This is a genomic window from Woronichinia naegeliana WA131, assembly GCA_025370055.1.
Lineage (GTDB): Bacteria > Cyanobacteriota > Cyanobacteriia > Cyanobacteriales > Microcystaceae > Woronichinia > Woronichinia naegeliana.
The window spans coordinates 6,205,386-6,222,441 of sequence record CP073041.1; the positions used below are offsets into that span (position 1 = coordinate 6,205,386).

Below are 17,056 nucleotides of genomic sequence, written 5' to 3' on the forward strand. Positions count from 1 at the left end.
AAAATGTGTTACTTAAAACACATAGACTTGTAATGGGTCTAGTGAATATGCCAACCTAGAACTATTGATAGGTGTGAGGATTAAAATGATGAAAAAAGTACTATGGCAGACTGCCAAAGTAATACCAGTGGTGCTAGGAGCTTCCTTCTTAGCCACCCAAGGGGCAATGGCTGCTTCTGAAGATAATGTCGATGTATCTCAAACGCAAAATCTTGCAACCCCGACCCAAGAGGTTGCTCCCGCAGCGATGCCAGCCTTGGCAACTCAAGCTGATGCTCTAGAGTTAATTCGTCACCGTCAGAATTTAAAAACCTTTAATGCTGCTCCCAATGGTGAGCAGGGAATGTCTCAAGTAACCAGTGTTTCTGAACTGCGAGACGTACAACCCACCGAGTGGGCCTATGAAGCTTTAAAAAGTTTGGTTGAACGTTATGGTTGTATTGTCGGCTATCCAGACCGTACCTTCCGAGGGAATCGCGCCCTCTCTCGTTGGGAATTTGCCGCCGGTCTAAATGCTTGTATGAACGTCATGGAGCGTTTATTACAAGAAAACGTGGCAGTTATTCGGGAAGATATCGACAAACTCAAAGCCCTTGCCCAACAATTTGAACAGGAATTAGCGGCCCTAGGAGCACGGGTGGATAACCTCGAAGCTCGGACTTCTTACCTCGAAGATCACCAATTCTCGACGACGACCAAGTTAAACGCCAATGTTATTATTGCTGTTACCGATCAATTTGGTAATGATAAGGCCCTGAACTGGCGACAGCAGACTACTTTTAATAATAACCAAGCGGCTGGGCGTAATCCCCAAAAAACGCCGGTTGATGAAAATACCACTCTCAGCGATCGCGTTCGTCTTAACTTTGACACCAGTTTTACGGGGAAAGACCGACTGCGTACCCGACTCGAAGCCGGAGATGTGCCTAACATGGCCGGAGCAACGGGAACTAGTATGGCCCGTCTCGGCTGGGATACTACCAACTATACAGGGTCATTGGGCAGTCCCACCCCCAACAGTGTTAATGTTAGCAAACTTTTTTATCGCACTCCAGTTGCGGGCAATATTGTCGTCCATGTCGGTGCTGTCGGCTTAGATTTAGATGATGTCTTTGATGTTCATAACCCCTACTTGTCCAGTAGTGAGTTAGGTTCATTAAGTCGTTATGGACGCTTTAACCCTCTGCTCTATCGTGGGCCATCGGGTGCTGGTGCAGCATTTCAGTATAAGTTCAGTAAAGAGTTAGCTTTGACAGCGGCCTACCTAGCGGATTCTACCAACCTATCTTCTAGCCTAGGGGGGTCTTCCCGTGTGGGCAATCCAGAGAATGGCAATGGTCTGTTTAACGGCCAGTTTAGTACTGGAACCCAATTAGATTGGAATATCACTGATACTCTCGGTATTGGCGTTGCCTATCTCCACTCCTATTTCCGGGGTGCTTCTGCGGCGGACTATACCTCTGGACAAACCATTGATCTAGTCAATGGAACCGGTAGTGCCGTCGCCCGTGATCCCTTCTTTGGTGCTCCAACCGTTCGGGATAGCTATGGTGCCTCTGCCAACTGGCGTATTTCTGATGGCATGAACCTTTCTGCCACAGGGGCTTATGCTTATGCCTATGCGACAGGTTTAGACCGGAATGAAGTGTCTCGTAATGGTTATGGTGCTGATCTATGGACATGGAATGCCGCTTTGTCCTTCTTAGATTTAGGAACCCAGGGAGCCGTTCTCTCCATTGGTGGTGGTTTAATGCCCTACGCTCCCACTGTCACCAACCGTCCGGGTGATCCCATTAATAATGATCGCAATGCTCCCTATCAGATTGAAACTCAGTACAGGTATCCGGTCGCCAAGAATATTACCCTAACACCTGGTTTCTACGTCATCTTTAATCCAGAAGCCAATGGTAATAACTCTAGTATCTGGGTTGGTACTCTGCGGACAACCTTTGTGTTCTAAAACGCTGTAATTAGTTGTATATCACTCGCTAGATTTTTCTTTATAGGGAGATCCAGCGAGTTTTTTGGCTCTCTCCTTGTCTGTGTGTAATGTTATCAAAAAAAATACCATTAAAAATAATAGAACATTGGAGAGATGTTTACAAATAGTTATTTTTAGGATTGTTAGGCGATCGCTATTTAAATCCTAGAAAATAGTCAGGAGCGATCGCTGCTTTGATAAAAATAAGTTGTTACTCAATAGTGGGGTCTGTCGTTTCCACTTCGGAAAGAACTTCGGTTGATTCAGCATCGGGAACAACTTCTGTCGCCTCAGTTTCTGAGAGAATTTCTGTCGTTTCCGCTTCAGGAAGAACAATAGGAGCCTTTGCTTTACCTGGTTTAGGGGGTCTAGCCAAAGCTGGATTGACGATTTGCGGAGTTTTGTCTTCGCGGGAACCCTTTTTTCCTTTACCCTTATCTCTTCCACGAGCAGAACGATCCTGACGCTCCTCTCTAGACGGCTGAGGGGGCGTACCGTTGCTAGTATCTGAATTAGCTGGACGATCAGACTTTTTGATTGGACGTTCTACCATTGTTAAATCCTAGTGACTATTTGTATCCTAGCCTATTCGGGATTCCAACAACACTTACTCAACCGAAGGAATGCAAATCACCTTGATTTTTCTTTACAGTACAGTATGCGCGACAATGAATAAGATCAAATACTCTAGAGCCGGGTTTGAGTTAATATAACCAGATGTCTGGGTCTTCATCTCCATATTTTATTTCTAACTGTGTCTGACTCTTTCTCTAAGCTCACCTCACCTTTACAGCAACTATTGATCTACAGCCGAGCCTATCGAGACGATTTTTGGAAGGCGGTAGCCTGTTCTATTCTGAATAAGCTTTTTGATTTGGCTCCTCCGGCCCTCATTGGTATGGCAGTGGATGTGGTGATCCAGCAACACAATTCCTGGATTGCCCAGATCGGCATTAAAGATATTGCCGGACAATTACTCTTTTTAACGTTACTTTCGGCCTTAATTTGGGGGTTAGAATCCCTGTTTGAATATGCTTACCAACGTCTCTGGCGCAATTTAGCCCAGAATATTCAACATGATTTACGGTTGGAGGCCTATGATCACTTACAAAATTTAGAATTAGCCTATTTTGAAGAGCGCAGTACGGGTGGTTTGTTATCAATTCTTAACGATGATATTAACCAGCTAGAACGATTTTTGGATGTGGGTGCTAATGATATTTTGCAGGTATTAACCACCGTGATTGTGATTGGTGGTGTTTTCTTTCTCTTTACCCCTAATATTGCCTGGATGGCAATGCTGCCTATTCCTTTCATTTTAATCGGAGCCGTTGGTTTTCAATCTTTTCTAACTCCTCGTTATGCTTTAGTCAGGGAAAAAGTCAGTTTACTCAATAGTCGGTTAGCCAATAATTTGAGTGGCATTATGACGATTAAAAGCTTTACCACTGAAGCCTATGAATTAGACCGATTAAAGCAAGAAAGTGAAGCCTATCGTTATAGTAATCAATTGGCGATCGCCTTAAGTTCCGCCTTTGTTCCCATCATTCGCATCGTCATTTTAACGGGATTTACGGCCATTCTCTATTTTGGTGGTTTGGAGGTGGTGAGCGGCAAATTGGCAGTGGGCAGCTATAGTATGTTGGTCTTTCTAACCCAACGATTGCTCTGGCCCCTGACGGATTTAGGCAAAACCTTAGATTTATATCAACGGGCAATGGCTTCGACAAGACGGGTAATGAAACTGTTAGCAACCCCGATCGCCATTCCATCCGGTCATTTGTCGCTTTTACCATCCCAAATTCGGGGTGATCTAGAATTGCGGGCAGTTACCTTCGCCTATCAAGATTATCAGCCTGTTTTGCAAAATCTTTCCCTCACCATTCCCGCCGGTAAAACCACGGCCATTGTTGGGTCAACCGGATCGGGGAAAAGTACATTAGTGAAATTGTTGCTCAGATTCTATGAAATTCAAGCGGGAACCATTTATCTCGATGGCATAGATATTCAAGAAATTCAGCTAGGGGATCTGCGGCGCAGTATGGGGTTAGTGAGTCAGGATGTTTTTCTGTTTCACGGGACAGTCCGAGACAATATTGCCTATGGCAAAGCTGATGCCACAGTGGATGAGATTGTAACGGCGGCAGAAACTGCTGAGGCTCATCGCTTCATTTTGAACTTACCCTACGGTTACGACACCATTGTGGGAGAACGGGGTCAAAAGTTATCGGGGGGTCAACGGCAACGGTTAGCGATCGCCAGGGCCGTTCTGAAAAATCCCCCTATTCTCATTCTTGATGAAGCTACTTCTGCGGTGGATAATGAAACGGAAGCTGCCATTGTCCGTTCCCTAGATCGCATTACCCAAAATCGCACCACGATCGCGATCGCCCATCGTCTTTCCACCATTCGTCATGCGGATTGGATTTATGTCCTAGAAAAAGGGCAAATTATCGAGCAAGGACTCCATGAAGATCTTCTCTGCAAACAAGGGGTTTATGCGGGATTGTGGCAGGTTCAAACCGGCGAAAGTCCTATTTCAATGGACAATTGACAAGGGATAATGGACAATTGACAAGGGATAATTATCAACTATCCATTATTAACTATCAATTAATTAGCTCTGTTATTTTCACGAAATTCCCTAAATAAAGTTCACCATGAATTACCCGTTTCTCATTGCTGTTCGTCAATTTTGGATTCGCCTAGGTTTAACGTTAATGCTCACACTGGTTTTAACGCTAGGATTGGGCTTTTCCCAAACGGCTTGGGCCAGTATTGATGATGACCGTCTAGATGGGAATATTTTTGTGGTCTATGCTGGCAATGGTTCCTTGGTGCCTCCTCGCCTCAATTTAACGGAATCCTTTGCCCGTAAATTACCTGTTATTCTGGTTTACTACCTAGATGACAATAGTGATTGCAAACAATATGCTTTTATTGTTTCTCGTCTTCAGGAATTCTATGGACGGGCTGCCAGTATTGTCCCGGTGAGTGTGGATTCTATCTTGCCAAAATCTTCTTATAAAAAGAATGAACCTGGTTACTATTATCAAGGTGTGATTCCCCAAACCGTTATCCTGGATCAAAAGGGAAAAATGATTTTCAATGGCAAGGGACAGATTAAGTTTGAAGTTATGGATGATATCTTGCGGGATCTATTCAATCTGTTACCCCGTTCTCAGTCAGTTCAGTTAAAACAAAAGACGTTTAACGAATTCAATAGTGAACTAGTTGAGAATTAAAAAACAAGATTCACCTTGATTCCTCATCCTGATGACAGAATTGCCGAACAATTTCAGCCAGTCTTTTGAGCCGCACCGGTTTACTAACATATTCATTGATTCCGACGATAGAACATTTTTCAGCCACTTCGGGTAGGGCTAAATCGGTAACGGCAATGATAGGAATTGCGGCGATCGCGACATCACTTCTAATTTGGGTGATCACCTTTGACTCTTCCAGATCAGGCATTTGCAGATCCATTAAAATGAGATCCGGTTTATGGCTTTTCGCCAGTGCAAGCGTTTCCTGCCCAGAATAGGCTAACAGAATTCGATAGCCTTTGATTGTAAAGTAGTCCTCCAGGGTTTTGGTAGTGCTTTCATTATTGTCTGCTAAAAGAATTAAGGGCGGTGGGGTTGAGGTCGAGACAGACAAAACATTCTCTAATGGAGAACTGGCCGCGATCGGTGAGGCTAACGTCTCCGAAGACTGGATGGGAAGATGAATGGTAAAACAACTTCCCTGACCTAGGGTGCTTTCGACGGAAATTGTTCCCCCATGCTGAGTTACCAAACGCTTCACTAAAGCCAGCCCCAATCCAGTGCCAGTATATTGACGACTGAGACTACTATCAATTTGGACAAAGAGTTGAAAGAGCTTGCCCAGATCGGACTCCTGGATACCAATCCCCGTATCCCTTACCGAAAAGAGGATTTCTGTGGGTTCTTGCTGCACCGCTAGGGTGACATTGCCGCCGGATGGCGTAAATTTAATCGCATTGCTTAGAAGGTTTACCAGAACTTGACGCAGATAACGTTCATCCCCCCAAATTCGGTCAATATGGCTGGCGATCCGGGTGTGTAATTGGATATTTTTAGAGAAAGCCATCTGCTGGACAAGGAGCGTACTACTCTTGCAGAGGCTCTGGACAGCAATCGATTCTCTTTTGAGTTCTAATTTACCTGCTTCAATTTTAGACAAATCCAGAATGTCGTTGATCAAGTCCAATAAATGTTTGCCACTGCTTTCAATTAGAGCGATCGCCTCTTGCTGTTGGGGATTAATTTCGCCAAATATCGATTCCTGTAGCGATTCCGACATTCCCAAAATGGCATTGAGCGGAGTTCGTAGTTCATGGCTCATATTCGCCAAAAATTCATCTTTGAGACGAGTGGCTTGGGCCAATTGCTCATTGGTTTCTTGTAATTTCAGTTCGTCACGTTTGCGATCCGTAATATCATTAGAGCAACCTAGCAAACCCATAATATTGCCCTGTTGATCTCTGGTAATAGAGAGTCGCAGGCTGGTATAACGGCGTTCACCCGATTTAGTGACGTTGATCAATTCAACTTCATGATAGCCATTGGCCAAAAGTGGTTCAAGGACTTTTGTATGGAGTTCAGAGACGTTTTCATAAAGAATATCCACATTTTGACCGATCACTTCCTCGGCTCGATAACCAAAGAATCTTTCCGCTCCTTTGTTCCAGGTTTGGATATTGCCCTGAAGATCGGTAGAAATAACGGCATCATTGATCTCATCCAGGATATGGCTTTGGAATTGGAGTTTTTTTTCTGCTTGTTGGTAGTGATAAATCAGGTTTTGGAGTTGGGATGTCCTTTCGGTGACTCGTTTTTCCAAAGATGTGTTGAGATCCTGTAAATTTTGATAAAGTTCGGCCTGCTGCAAGGCGATCGCCAATTTTACCGATAGACGTTGCAATAATTCAATATCGACTTCATCCCAGATACGAGGTGCAGAACATTGATGAGCAATGAGTAAACCCCAAAGTAAGGATTGCTGATCCGGGGAAGCGGGCAAGAGAATCGGAACGACGAGGTTGGCTTTAACCTGAAAACGTTCCAGTAATTGGAGATGACAATCCGTTAAATTAGCACGATGGATATCGGCAGCTACAAAAATTCTCCCCTGCTGATAGGCCCCGCCTAAATTTTGCTGAAAACAATTATCGATCACCTCTGTATTTAGGAATGATAACCAGGGCGAAACCACATCTTCAGCGACAATGACACCACTCATATCCGGCAGAAATTTGTAAACCATAACCCGATCCGCCGTCAAAAAGCCTCTCACCTCAGTCACGATCGCCTGATAAATCTCCTCTAACTTGAGAAATTGACGAATCTGTAAAGCAATGCGAGAACTAATCTGCTCCTGTCGCTGTAACCGTTCTAATTCTTGAGAGAGTTTAAACTGGCGGATCACATTGGCGACACAACGGCCAAGCACAGAAGCCGTAATATCCTCTTTAACCAAGTAGTCGCTGGCCCCCAATTTCATCGCCCGCACGGCCATCCGTTCGTCTCCCTGACCAGTGATCACAATGACAGGTAGTTGGGGATGGTTGCCTCGAATCATTTCTAGTAGTTCTAAACCATTGCCATCGGGCAAATTAATATCGACTAAGGCGATCTGAAGCAGTTGGGAGGAATAAATCCCGCTCTGGAATGACTGCCAGAGTGACAAACCCTCCTCTAGGGTTTCTGCTTCCACAATGTGATAATCGAGGCTTTTTTCAGCCCGAAGATAGCGGATATAGGTGTAACGATCACTTGCCGAATCCTCCACCATGAAAAGCTTGATTGGGGTCGTTAAGGGTTGAGCAGCGATTGGAAGCACAATATCTGGCATAGGAAAACTAATCAGTCTGTGACATACTCCCAGCACTAACCGCTTAGGCGGTACAGTGTGGGCTTCTCCCACCAGAAAGTCGTTCTACGATGGAACTGGACTGGAGCGTTTTATAGTGAGACGGTGCCCAACCCCACTTTTTGAAATTTCTTTTTCATCCTATTTGAACCATGCAACGGAGTCGCTTGTTATTGATCGAATCTTCTTCATTGAAGAAGTGCCAACAATCAGAGGCTTATCAGACATCTTACGGGAAGGAAATCAACCCTTATGGCAATCAGGTTCTTTATTGCCTTGTCCAAATAATAGCATTTTTTGTTAATCTTCGCGGCATTGAGCCACTCGATTCAGCAATTCTCAGTTTTAGACACAGCAAGCCTTTTAGGGATTTAAAGAACATTTTAAAGGGGTTTTTGGGGCAATCCTAGATGTACTATTGTGCCTAAAAGCTTGAAGACTCGTAAAATGAACTTGTTAATCCCGTTGAATTTTCCCCCGTATTACGCGAACTAAAACCTGAAACCCTTGCTACAGCGCAAATTTAGAATTGCTGCACTCGATTAACTCGACTTTCATCCCATCGCTCACCTGTCGGTAGAGCGTGGGGCTTCCCATCGAACTAGCTAAATTGTTGAGACTTTGGGCAACGTCAGGATGGTCTGCTCCTAACTGTTTTTCCCTGATAGAAAGAGATCGCAGATAAAGCGGTTCGGCTTCTGTGTATTTCCCTTGAACGCGATAAAGTTCCGCCAGATTGTTGAGAATTTGGGCAACATCAGGATGATTTTCTCCTAATTGCTTTTCTCTAATTGCCAGCGATCGCAGATAAAGAGGTTCCGCTTCTGCGTATTTCCCTTGAGAGCGATAAAGACCCGCCAGATTGTTGAGACTAGTGGCAACATCAGGATGATTTTCTCCTAATTGTTTTTCCCTGATTGCCAGCGATCGCAGATAAAGAGGTTCCGCTTCTTCGTATTTTCCTTGAACGCGATAAAGTTCTGCCAGATTGTTGAGACTAGCGGCAACATCTGGATGATTTTCTTCTAATTGCTTTTCTCTGATTGCCAGCGATCGCCCTTTAATCAAGCGGTTCTGCTTCTGCCTACTCTCCATAGCGTGTTTTGCACGAATAAAAGGATTCCCATTTTTCTTGAGTAATGAGAATATAACTGCGATTTTCACGAATGATCGCTACTCCATCTGGTTCTTTTTCTGTGCGATCGCAGAGTTCTTCGAGGTTGGCTTTGGCGTAATCAACGGTGACTTGATACATAATTTGATGTTTAATTTAGGGTTTGTTTGATTATTTTACAGAGTATTGAGATATCGCAATTCGCCCCTACAATGATTGTCGTAGGTGCTGCAATAGTTGAGGATTGGTTGCAATTGTTTCTAGCAGGATTAACTTTGTTTCTGTATCTGAATTAGGAAGGTTTGCTTGTTGGGCAAGGGCTTGTAGAAGACCCAGCAATGTGCCTGAATCACAATCTAGAAGGACTTGTACGTTAAACATTTTTGTTGCAAATAGGACTGTTTGAGTATCGGGATGATGATTGCCTAATGCTTTTTGCAAAATGTTTAAGGCTCGTTGAGACAAGGTTTTTGCCTCTGCGTAGTTGCCTTGAGCGTTATAAAGAAACGCTAAATTGTTGAGGTCTGTCGCAATTTCTGGATGATCTTCTCCATAAACTTTTTCATCGATAGCAAGTGATCGCAGGTAAAGAGGTTCGGCTTCTGTGTAGCGTCCTTGGGATTCGTACAGTACGGCTAAATTGTTGAGACTGGTGCCAACGTGGGGATTGTCTACTCCTAATTGTTTTTCTCTGATAGCCAGCGATCGCCGGTAGAGAAGTTCGGCTTCTGTATAGCGTCCTTGGGATTCGTAAAGTATTGCTAAATTGTTGAGACTGGTGGCAACGTCGGGATGGTCTGCTCCTAAGTGTTTTTCCCAGATCGCCAATGATCGCAGAATGAGGGGTTCAACTTTTGCATAGTTGCCTTGGGCTTTATAAAGTATTGCTAAATTGTTGAGACTGGTGGCAACGTCGGGATGGTCTGCTCCTAACTGTTTTTCCCTAATAGCCAATGATCGCAGGTGGAGAGGTTCGGCTTCTTTGTGGCGTTCTTGAGAATCGTACAGTACCGCTAAAGTGCTGAGACTGGTGGCGACGTGGGGATGGTCTCCTCCTAAGTGTTTTTCCCAGATCGCCAGCGCTCGTAGGATAAGGAGTTCAGCTTCTGCGTAGCGTCCTTGGGATTCGTAAAGTAACCCTAAATTGTTGAGACTGTAGGCAACGTCAGGATGGTCTACTCCTAACTGTTTTTCCCTGATAGCAAGCAATCTCGCCAAAAGTGGTTCGGCTTCTTTGTAGCGTTCTTGTGTGTAGTACAGTACTGCTAGGTTGCTGAGACTTTCGGCAACGTCAGGATGGTCTGCTCCTAACTGTTTTTCTCTGATCGCCAGTGATCGCAGAATGAGGGGTTCAGCCTCTGCGTAGCGTCCTTGGGATTCGTAAAGTAACCCTAAATTGTTGAGGTTTGTTGCAATTTCTAGACGATCTGCCCCATAAACTTTTTCACTGATAGAAAGTGATCGCAGATAGAAGAGTTCGGCCGAAGAGTAGCGTCCTTGGTTACGGTATAGTTCTGCTAAATTGTTAAGACTTCGGGCAACGTCGGGATGGTTTTCTCCTAATTGTTTTTCCTTGATAGCCAGCGATCGCTGGTATAGGGGTTCTGCTAAACCGTAGCGTCCTTGAAATTGGTACAAATCTGCCAAGTTGTTAAGACTTCGGGCAACGTCGGGATGGTCTGCGCCTAAACGTTGTTCCGTCAATCTTAGACATTGCTCACAATAGGGAAGTGCTTCGTTGTAGAGGCCTTGACCTTCACAAAAGCGACGTAAACCAGCAAAAGGCCAAGCTAAATCCTTATCTTCTAGCCATTCGTTTAACTCCTCAGTTGCAATTTTCAGGTGATCAATCAAGGGTTCGATCTTCGCAACATCTTCCAAGGTCAAAGTTTGCTTAATTTTTTTAGCAATAAACACCATCACAATACAGTAAAGTTTTTTAGCTCTATCTTTAAATGTTGATTCCTCTAACTTATCCCGTAAATAGGGCTTGCTGAAAAAGTCAAAAAACGAAAGAAATGTGGGTTAGGGAAGTATGGACTGAAAAAGCATAGATAACTTATCCTTATGGAAACAAATCAAAATACAGATTTTGTTTAATCTATTGTTCCTTTCTGTCTAAAAAGGTCAACACAAATCACTCCTCACAAAAGAGAGGAAAATTAACACCATTTTTCACAAGAAAAACGACTCTACAACTTTTTACTTTTTGTCTTCTGAAGTAGAGTAGAAAGATGCATTACCAAAAAGTTCATCGCAATTACCGTTTCCGAGGTCTCAGGTAGTTTGGCCATCACTCGACCAAGACTAAATTTCCTCTTTCCCTGTCCGAATTTACCCTCAATGGCATTACGCACTCTTTCATCTGAGCGTGCCTCTTTCTTTTTTTCTTTGCTCACCTCTTTCGGCGGTCTTCCCAATCGGGGACCACTCATTCTTATATCCCTTTCTTTACAATAAGCTCGATTCGCTTTTGTTCGATAGATTTTATCCACATGAACCGATTCCGGATAACATCCTGTTTCCCTTTTATATTCTTCTATTCGCGCTTGTAAATCTCCCGATTCGTTGTAATTATCCCAACTTAATTTGTCTAAGAAGACAAAGCCATTCACATTACTTGCCGATATTTTAGCTCCAAACTCTACTGCTTTTCCGGCTTTTCCACGCACTATTGGACGCACGTGAGGTTGGCTTACACTCACAATTCTGTTTTCTACTTTATTTGTCTTTTTTTCATACATTTCTAACTGTTGCTCATACACTTTTCCTATCGTTACAAGCTCTTCTTGCTCTTTTTTCGTTAGTTTTTCTAACTTTGCTCCCTCTTCTATCATTTTTTCTATATGAGACAAGTTTCTTTTTATATATCCTAGTTGTTTTTTTGTTCCTTTTCTTCTTTCTTTTTTTGACACACGACGTTTTTTTGCTATGGCTAAGTAGGGCTTGCTGAAAAAGTCAAAAAACGAAAGAAATGTGGGTTAGGGAAGTATGGACGGAAAAAGCACAGATAACTTTTCCTTATCTAAGTACAGGACAAAAAATGTAGGGAGTCGAGAAAAAGAGAAAAATTGGGTAGAGAAGGATTAAGAACAAGATGACGAAGATGGTCAAAACCAAGACGAAAAAGACTCTGCGCTAGGCGACCATGTTTCTTGAGGGGAATGGGATGAAGATGATGAATTGCTAGACCAGTTTTGAGAGACCAAGCCAAAGCTAAAGTCAGTAAAGCCAAAAGCTTACGAAGACGCTTGGGGTCAGTAAAGTGAGTAGATTCCAAGCAAAAGCCACGAGTCTTAAAGATGCCAAAAAGGGTTTCAATGCCCCAACGCAGGGCATAATCGTGAATAAGACCTTGGGAATCGGGATGTCCAATGACGATGAGTAGAGAATTATCAGGCAAGCGAAGAGCCTCTACAGAAACAGGATATCCCCAAACCCGACAACTCCCTTGAAGACGTTGAGATTCACTCTTTTGCAAGATGGGCAAAAATGACTTTGGCGGCCAAAAGCTTGCCATTGTGCTCAATCTTGTCCGTAGCCCGAATTCTCAGACAGAAAGCCAGTAGCGGTTCGAGCAGAAGATAGCGAAGCCAAGCCTGACCAATAAACTCACGGTCGCCACATAAACAACGAATCAGGGCGGTGGGAAAAATCTTGAGCATCTCCTCGATAAAACGCATTCGTTCATCACTGTTAGAATTGCCCTTTTTCTTGCTAAGCATCCACCACAAGATGGGAATGGCTACTCCTTCATGGACAATGCCGACAGTGAGGATATTATAACCATGACTGCCAAACTCCCAGGTTGTGCGGTCAATACTTAATACCCAAGGTTGAGGGATATCCAGCCAACTGACTACAATACGGGCAATGTGATGGTAATCCAGCTCAAATCCTGAGAAAAAGCGTTGTAAGCGTTTGTAATGAGAATCCACCAATGCCCGACCTTCAAAACCCAGGGCCAATTCTTTAAGGTTAACCGTTTTCACTTTGAGGAGGGCGAGTAAGAACAAGGCTAGGAAGGAGAGTCTGGCACCATGCCATCCCAAATGGGGTTTTAGGGCTTGTTTCAATGCGTTATATTGGTTCATGGGTTTTCTTACATTACGTTCATCTTCCATGAAACCCCTTTCTCTTATACTTTTCAAGCCTTTTGTCCTGTACTTATGGAAAGAAGTCACAATACAGATTTTGTTTAATCTATTGTCCCTTTCTTTCTACAAAAAGTCAACAAAAATCACTCCTCACAAAAGAGAGGAAAATTAACACCATTTTTCAGAAGAAAAACGACTCTACAACTTCTTACTTTTTGTTTTCTTCTTTGTCTTCTGAAGTAGAGTAGAAAGATTCATTAGCAAAAAATTCATCGCTATCACAGTCTCAGAGGTTTCAGGAAGTTTGGCCATCACTCGACCTGACTTTTCCCGTTAAGTGCGGATTGCAAGCTGCCAGCCTTGGCAAAGGTCATGCAACTTCAACCAACCGCGCCAAAGGACTTGGATACCGAGAGGAGTTTTACGACGATGTTCAAGATAACCACCAAGAAAAGCAACAGACTCGACAGCCCAAGCAACAGTCAAAATAGGGGGAAGTTTTTGAGAGGCGGCTGCTTTTAACACCTGAAGTTGAAGAGGATTAAGAATTTCAATCGCGAGAGCATCGGGCTGGGTACGATGAAGATAAGTAACGTGTAAAAGTTCAACAGCAATGACACTTAAAAAACCCAAAAGAGTTTTCATTCCATCAGAGGCAAGTCGATAACGCTCACTCTGACAACCAGACTTAAGGACTTTATGAAATTCTTCAACCCGCCATCGGTAGGTGTACCAACGAAGAATAGTGACAGCCATCTCAATAGTCTCAACAACTTCTGTAGTCAGAAGCATCCAAGATAAAGGAGTTTCGCCTTCGGGACAATCGATTTCTGTCGCATAAACAGCATAGACATTCAACGGGTCACGATTATCAAAACGATAGGGAGTTCGTAGATTAACTGGGCAAAATCGGACGGCAAGCTTAACCTTCCGTGCTTTTCTTTTTCCTGTACTCGGAATCTCGATTTCTTGATGAAAACGAATCGGTTCTGATTCCAAATGTTGCCAAAGTCGTTCACTATTTTTGTCTAAACTACGATTATGAGACGCTCTGACCAGCACTCCTGTATGCTTGAGTTGACGCACTGAGTCAAAGACTTCTGAAACATCTCCTTCTCTGTCAAATACATGAATTACCCTCGTTGAACTTTCTACCTGTTTCTCACAGGTGTTTAGAGCCTCTACCCATTTGTAGGATTCTTTTTCCTCAAATGGTCTTTGACGAGCTGCTTTTCTTTGTTCTTTCTGTCTTTCTTTTTTCTGCTTCGCCGTTTCATCTGTTGGGGGCTTTTCTTTTACCTCCCTATTCCACAGTTTTTGCCATAATAAACCTAATACTTGTCCTTTTTCTGGCTCAATTGCTAAAGCACTATGCAGTATTAATCCATTCCCTCCTTTTCCAGTCGGCCCATACCCTTCCCTTTTTTCCTTGATATTGCGATAATCTAAGAAGGTCGTATCTCCGACTGATAGCATTATCTTATATTCTTCTACGGCGGCAGTTGTCATTTCACAGTGCGGCTCTATTATCTTGACAAAGTCTGTTTTCGGATTCCCAAAAATTCATAGGCCCTCTTTAACTCGTTTCCTCCCTTAAACACTTCTGATAAGGCTTTTCCAAACCCCTCACTTAACTTTTTCCCAATCGAGAAGGCACGATTGTTTAGCCTCTCGTCTCCCAATTCACAACTGGCAAAGTTTTTTGTCCACCATTCCAACATTTTTTGACCTGCCCTTTAAGATTTTCTCCATTTTACAGTCTCATACTCCCTTCATCCTTTGTTTTTGAAATTTGAACGATAAGCGGGATGATGGCTTCAGAATATTTTTTTCCTGTCAAGAGAATCATTACTCAAACCCTTGCCAGATAAAGCCTCTAGAAGTTTGCATTGCTGGATTTTGGACTTAACGGGAAAAGTCAGATCACTCGACCCAGACTAAATCTTCTCTTTCCCTGTCCGAATTTACCCTCTATGGCATTACGCACTCTTTCATCTGAGCGGGCCTCTTCCTTTTTTTCTTTGCTCACCTCTTTCGGTGGTCTTCCCAAGCGGGGACCACTCATTCTTATTCCCCTCTCTTTACAATAAGCTCGATTCGCTTTTGTTCGATATATTTTATCCACATGAACCGATTCGGGATAACATCCTCTCTCCTTTTTATATTCTTCTATTCGCTCTTGTAAATCTCCCGATTCGTTATAATTATTCCAACTCAATTTGTCTAAGAAGACAAAGCCATTCACACTACTTGCCGATATTTTAGCTCCAAACTCTACTGCTTTTCCTACTTTGCCACGCACTATTGGACGGATGTGAGGTTGGGTTATACTCACAATTCTGTTTTCTACTTTATTCGTCTTTTTTGCATACATCTCTAACTGTTGCTCATACACTTTTCTTATCGTTACAAGCTCTTCTTGCTCCTTTTTCGTTAGTTTTTCTAACTTGGCTCCCTCTTCTATCATTTTTTCTATATGAGACAAGTTTCTTTTTACATATTGTAGTTGTTTTTTTATTCCTTTTCTTCTTTCTTTTTTTGACACACGACGTTTTTTGACTATCTCTAGGTAGTCTTTTCTTGCTGCTACTCTATACGTTCTTGGCTTTTTTTTCTCTTTTCCTTGTATTTGTTTATAAAGCTCATCTATTGTTTCTTCTGTTTTTTCTCTTGCTTCATTCAATATTTCTATATCCGTTGGATATTTTATATCTGCTGGTGTACAAGTTGCATCTAACAATAGCTGTCCTTCATTTTCTTTTTTTTCTGACACTACTCCCTCGAACTTCTTTACCATTTCTTTATTAATTTTATTGATTAATTCCATTCCTATTCTTTTACGAAAATGAACCATCATTGACGCATTAAATGCTTCTTCGCTACTATAGCTTTCCATTCCTATAAAATACTGTAAATAAGGATTTTCTTTAATTTGTTCCACTGTTTCTCTATCACTTATTCCTAACATTTCTTTGATGATTAATGCCCCCAACGCCATTCTAAATGATTTCGCTGGTGCTCCTTTTTCCTCTGTGAAGTTTTTTGCATATTCTTCCTCATATTCTTCCCAGGGAATCATTTTTGACATTTTTACCCAACGATTTTCTGCGTCTAACTGCCCATCGAACGGATTTTTGAAGTTTTCTGGTGTCTTAGTTTCGTACTGTTGTCTTCCGTACATATGTTTTGCCTCCTTTTCCGGCAAGGTTTTCAAGCCATTTTAACCTATTTCCCTGTATTCTGCCTGTCCTTAATTCGGCTACTATCTTTTCTCCGTAAGAGTTTCAGCTTTTTTTCGGCAAGCCCTAAGTACTCTTTTCTTGCCACTTCCCTATAAGTCCTCGGCTTTTCTTTCCTTTTCTCTTTTATTTCTTCATACAGCTTATCTATTATTTTTTCTGTTTTTTCTCTGGCATCATTCAATATTCCTATATCCGTTGGATATTTTATATCTGCTGGTGTACAAGTCGCATCTAACAATAACTTTCCTTCATTTTCTTTTTTTTCTGACGCTACACCCGTCGCTTTTTTTTCTATTTCTTTATTAATTTTATTTATTAATTCCATTCCTATTTTTTTACGAAAATGAACCATCATTGACGCATTAAATGCTTCTTTGCTACTATAGCTTTCCATTCCTATAAAGTACTGTAAATAAGGGTTCTCTTTTATTTGTTCTACTGTTTCTCTGTCACTTTTTCCTGAAATTTCTTTGATAATTAATGCTCCTAATGCCATTCTAAATGATTTGGCTGGGGCTCCTTTTTTTTCTGTGAAGTTTTTTGCATATTCTTCCTCATATTCTTCCCAAAGAATCATTTTTGACATTTCTATCCAACGATTTTCTTCGTCTAACTGCCCGCCGAACAGATTTTTCAAGTTTTCTGGTGTTTCAATTGAGTACTGTTGCTTTCGGTACATCTGCTTTCTCTCTTCTTAATGCAATGGTTTTGAGGCATTCTACCCTAT

Annotated in this window: 11 protein-coding genes and 4 pseudogenes; 3 read left to right on the top strand and 12 right to left on the bottom strand. The window is 42.5% G+C overall.

Annotated features, from left to right (window positions below):
* The first annotated feature begins 85 nt into the window (after positions 1-85).
* Complete coding sequence (locus KA717_31420) at positions 86-1,960, top strand: iron uptake porin (protein ID UXE60126.1); 1,875 nt, start codon at positions 86-88, stop codon at positions 1,958-1,960.
* Positions 1,961-2,192: 232 nt separating this feature from the next.
* Here KA717_31420 and KA717_31425 read toward each other — a convergent pair whose 3' ends face one another.
* The gene (locus KA717_31425) at positions 2,193-2,534 is read right to left on the bottom strand and encodes a hypothetical protein (GenBank protein UXE60127.1); all 342 of its coding nucleotides are present in this window, start codon (positions 2,532-2,534) and stop codon (positions 2,193-2,195) included.
* Between the two features lie 201 nt (positions 2,535-2,735).
* Between KA717_31425 and KA717_31430 the strand changes: the two genes are divergently transcribed.
* Positions 2,736-4,535 carry an ABC transporter ATP-binding protein/permease gene (locus KA717_31430; GenBank protein ID UXE60128.1) on the top strand — a complete coding sequence of 600 codons (1,800 nt, stop codon included), beginning with the start codon at positions 2,736-2,738 and terminating at the stop codon, positions 4,533-4,535.
* 94 nt (positions 4,536-4,629) lie between these two features.
* Positions 4,630-5,226, top strand: a complete 597-nt coding sequence (locus KA717_31435) for a thylakoid membrane photosystem I accumulation factor (GenBank protein UXE64828.1) — start codon at positions 4,630-4,632, stop codon at positions 5,224-5,226.
* A gap of 10 nt (positions 5,227-5,236) precedes the next feature.
* Here KA717_31435 and KA717_31440 read toward each other — a convergent pair whose 3' ends face one another.
* The 11 genes and pseudogenes from KA717_31440 to KA717_31490 all read right to left on the bottom strand — a co-directional run bounded on the left by KA717_31440 (position 5,237) and on the right by KA717_31490 (position 17,008).
* Positions 5,237-7,858, bottom strand: a complete 2,622-nt coding sequence (locus tag KA717_31440; protein UXE60129.1) for a response regulator — start codon at positions 7,856-7,858, stop codon at positions 5,237-5,239.
* A gap of 528 nt (positions 7,859-8,386) precedes the next feature.
* Positions 8,387-8,971 (bottom strand): tetratricopeptide repeat protein, encoded by a 585-nt coding sequence (locus KA717_31445; GenBank protein ID UXE60130.1) that lies wholly within the window; start codon positions 8,969-8,971, stop codon positions 8,387-8,389.
* Positions 8,961-9,131 (bottom strand): type II toxin-antitoxin system Phd/YefM family antitoxin, encoded by a 171-nt coding sequence (locus tag KA717_31450; protein ID UXE60131.1) that lies wholly within the window; start codon positions 9,129-9,131, stop codon positions 8,961-8,963. The genes KA717_31445 and KA717_31450 overlap by 11 nt, the downstream gene beginning before the upstream one ends.
* Positions 9,132-9,197: 66 nt before the next feature.
* The gene (locus KA717_31455; GenBank protein UXE64829.1) at positions 9,198-10,910 is read right to left on the bottom strand and encodes a tetratricopeptide repeat protein; all 1,713 of its coding nucleotides are present in this window, start codon (positions 10,908-10,910) and stop codon (positions 9,198-9,200) included.
* Positions 10,911-11,182: 272 nt separating this feature from the next.
* Positions 11,183-11,938 (bottom strand): annotated as a pseudogene (locus KA717_31460) (transposase).
* 77 nt (positions 11,939-12,015) lie between these two features.
* Positions 12,016-13,084 (bottom strand): annotated as a pseudogene (locus KA717_31465) (IS4 family transposase).
* Positions 13,085-13,285: 201 nt separating this feature from the next.
* The gene (locus KA717_31470) at positions 13,286-13,399 is read right to left on the bottom strand and encodes a transposase (protein UXE60132.1); all 114 of its coding nucleotides are present in this window, start codon (positions 13,397-13,399) and stop codon (positions 13,286-13,288) included.
* A 21-nt stretch (positions 13,400-13,420) separates the two neighbouring features.
* Positions 13,421-14,596: an IS4 family transposase gene (locus KA717_31475; protein ID UXE60133.1), complete on the bottom strand. Its 1,176-nt coding sequence runs from the start codon at positions 14,594-14,596 to the stop codon at positions 13,421-13,423.
* Between the two features lie 17 nt (positions 14,597-14,613).
* On the bottom strand, positions 14,614-14,808 hold the full coding sequence (locus tag KA717_31480) for a transposase (protein ID UXE60134.1): 195 nt from the start codon (positions 14,806-14,808) through the stop codon (positions 14,614-14,616).
* A 212-nt stretch (positions 14,809-15,020) separates the two neighbouring features.
* A pseudogene (locus KA717_31485) lies at positions 15,021-16,268 on the bottom strand (IS5 family transposase).
* Positions 16,269-16,354: 86 nt separating this feature from the next.
* Positions 16,355-17,008 (bottom strand): annotated as a pseudogene (locus tag KA717_31490) (transposase).
* Positions 17,009-17,056 lie beyond the last annotated feature (48 nt).

Bases quoted from the DNA above. Each gene is read 5' to 3' on its own strand.
- KA717_31420 (UXE60126.1), top strand. From the start codon at position 86: ATGATGAAAAAAGTACTATGGCAGACTGCCAAAGTAATACCAGTGGTG.
- KA717_31425 (UXE60127.1), bottom strand. From the start codon at position 2,534: ATGGTAGAACGTCCAATCAAAAAGTCTGATCGTCCAGCTAATTCAGAT.
- KA717_31440 (UXE60129.1), bottom strand. From the start codon at position 7,858: ATGCCAGATATTGTGCTTCCAATCGCTGCTCAACCCTTAACGACCCCA.
- KA717_31445 (UXE60130.1), bottom strand. From the start codon at position 8,971: ATGGAGAGTAGGCAGAAGCAGAACCGCTTGATTAAAGGGCGATCGCTG.
- KA717_31450 (UXE60131.1), bottom strand. From the start codon at position 9,131: ATGTATCAAGTCACCGTTGATTACGCCAAAGCCAACCTCGAAGAACTC.
- KA717_31455 (UXE64829.1), bottom strand. From the start codon at position 10,910: ATGGTGTTTATTGCTAAAAAAATTAAGCAAACTTTGACCTTGGAAGAT.
- KA717_31470 (UXE60132.1), bottom strand. From the start codon at position 13,399: ATGGCCAAACTTCCTGAAACCTCTGAGACTGTGATAGCGATGAATTTT.
- KA717_31475 (UXE60133.1), bottom strand. From the start codon at position 14,596: ATGACAACTGCCGCCGTAGAAGAATATAAGATAATGCTATCAGTCGGA.
- KA717_31480 (UXE60134.1), bottom strand. From the start codon at position 14,808: ATGTTGGAATGGTGGACAAAAAACTTTGCCAGTTGTGAATTGGGAGAC.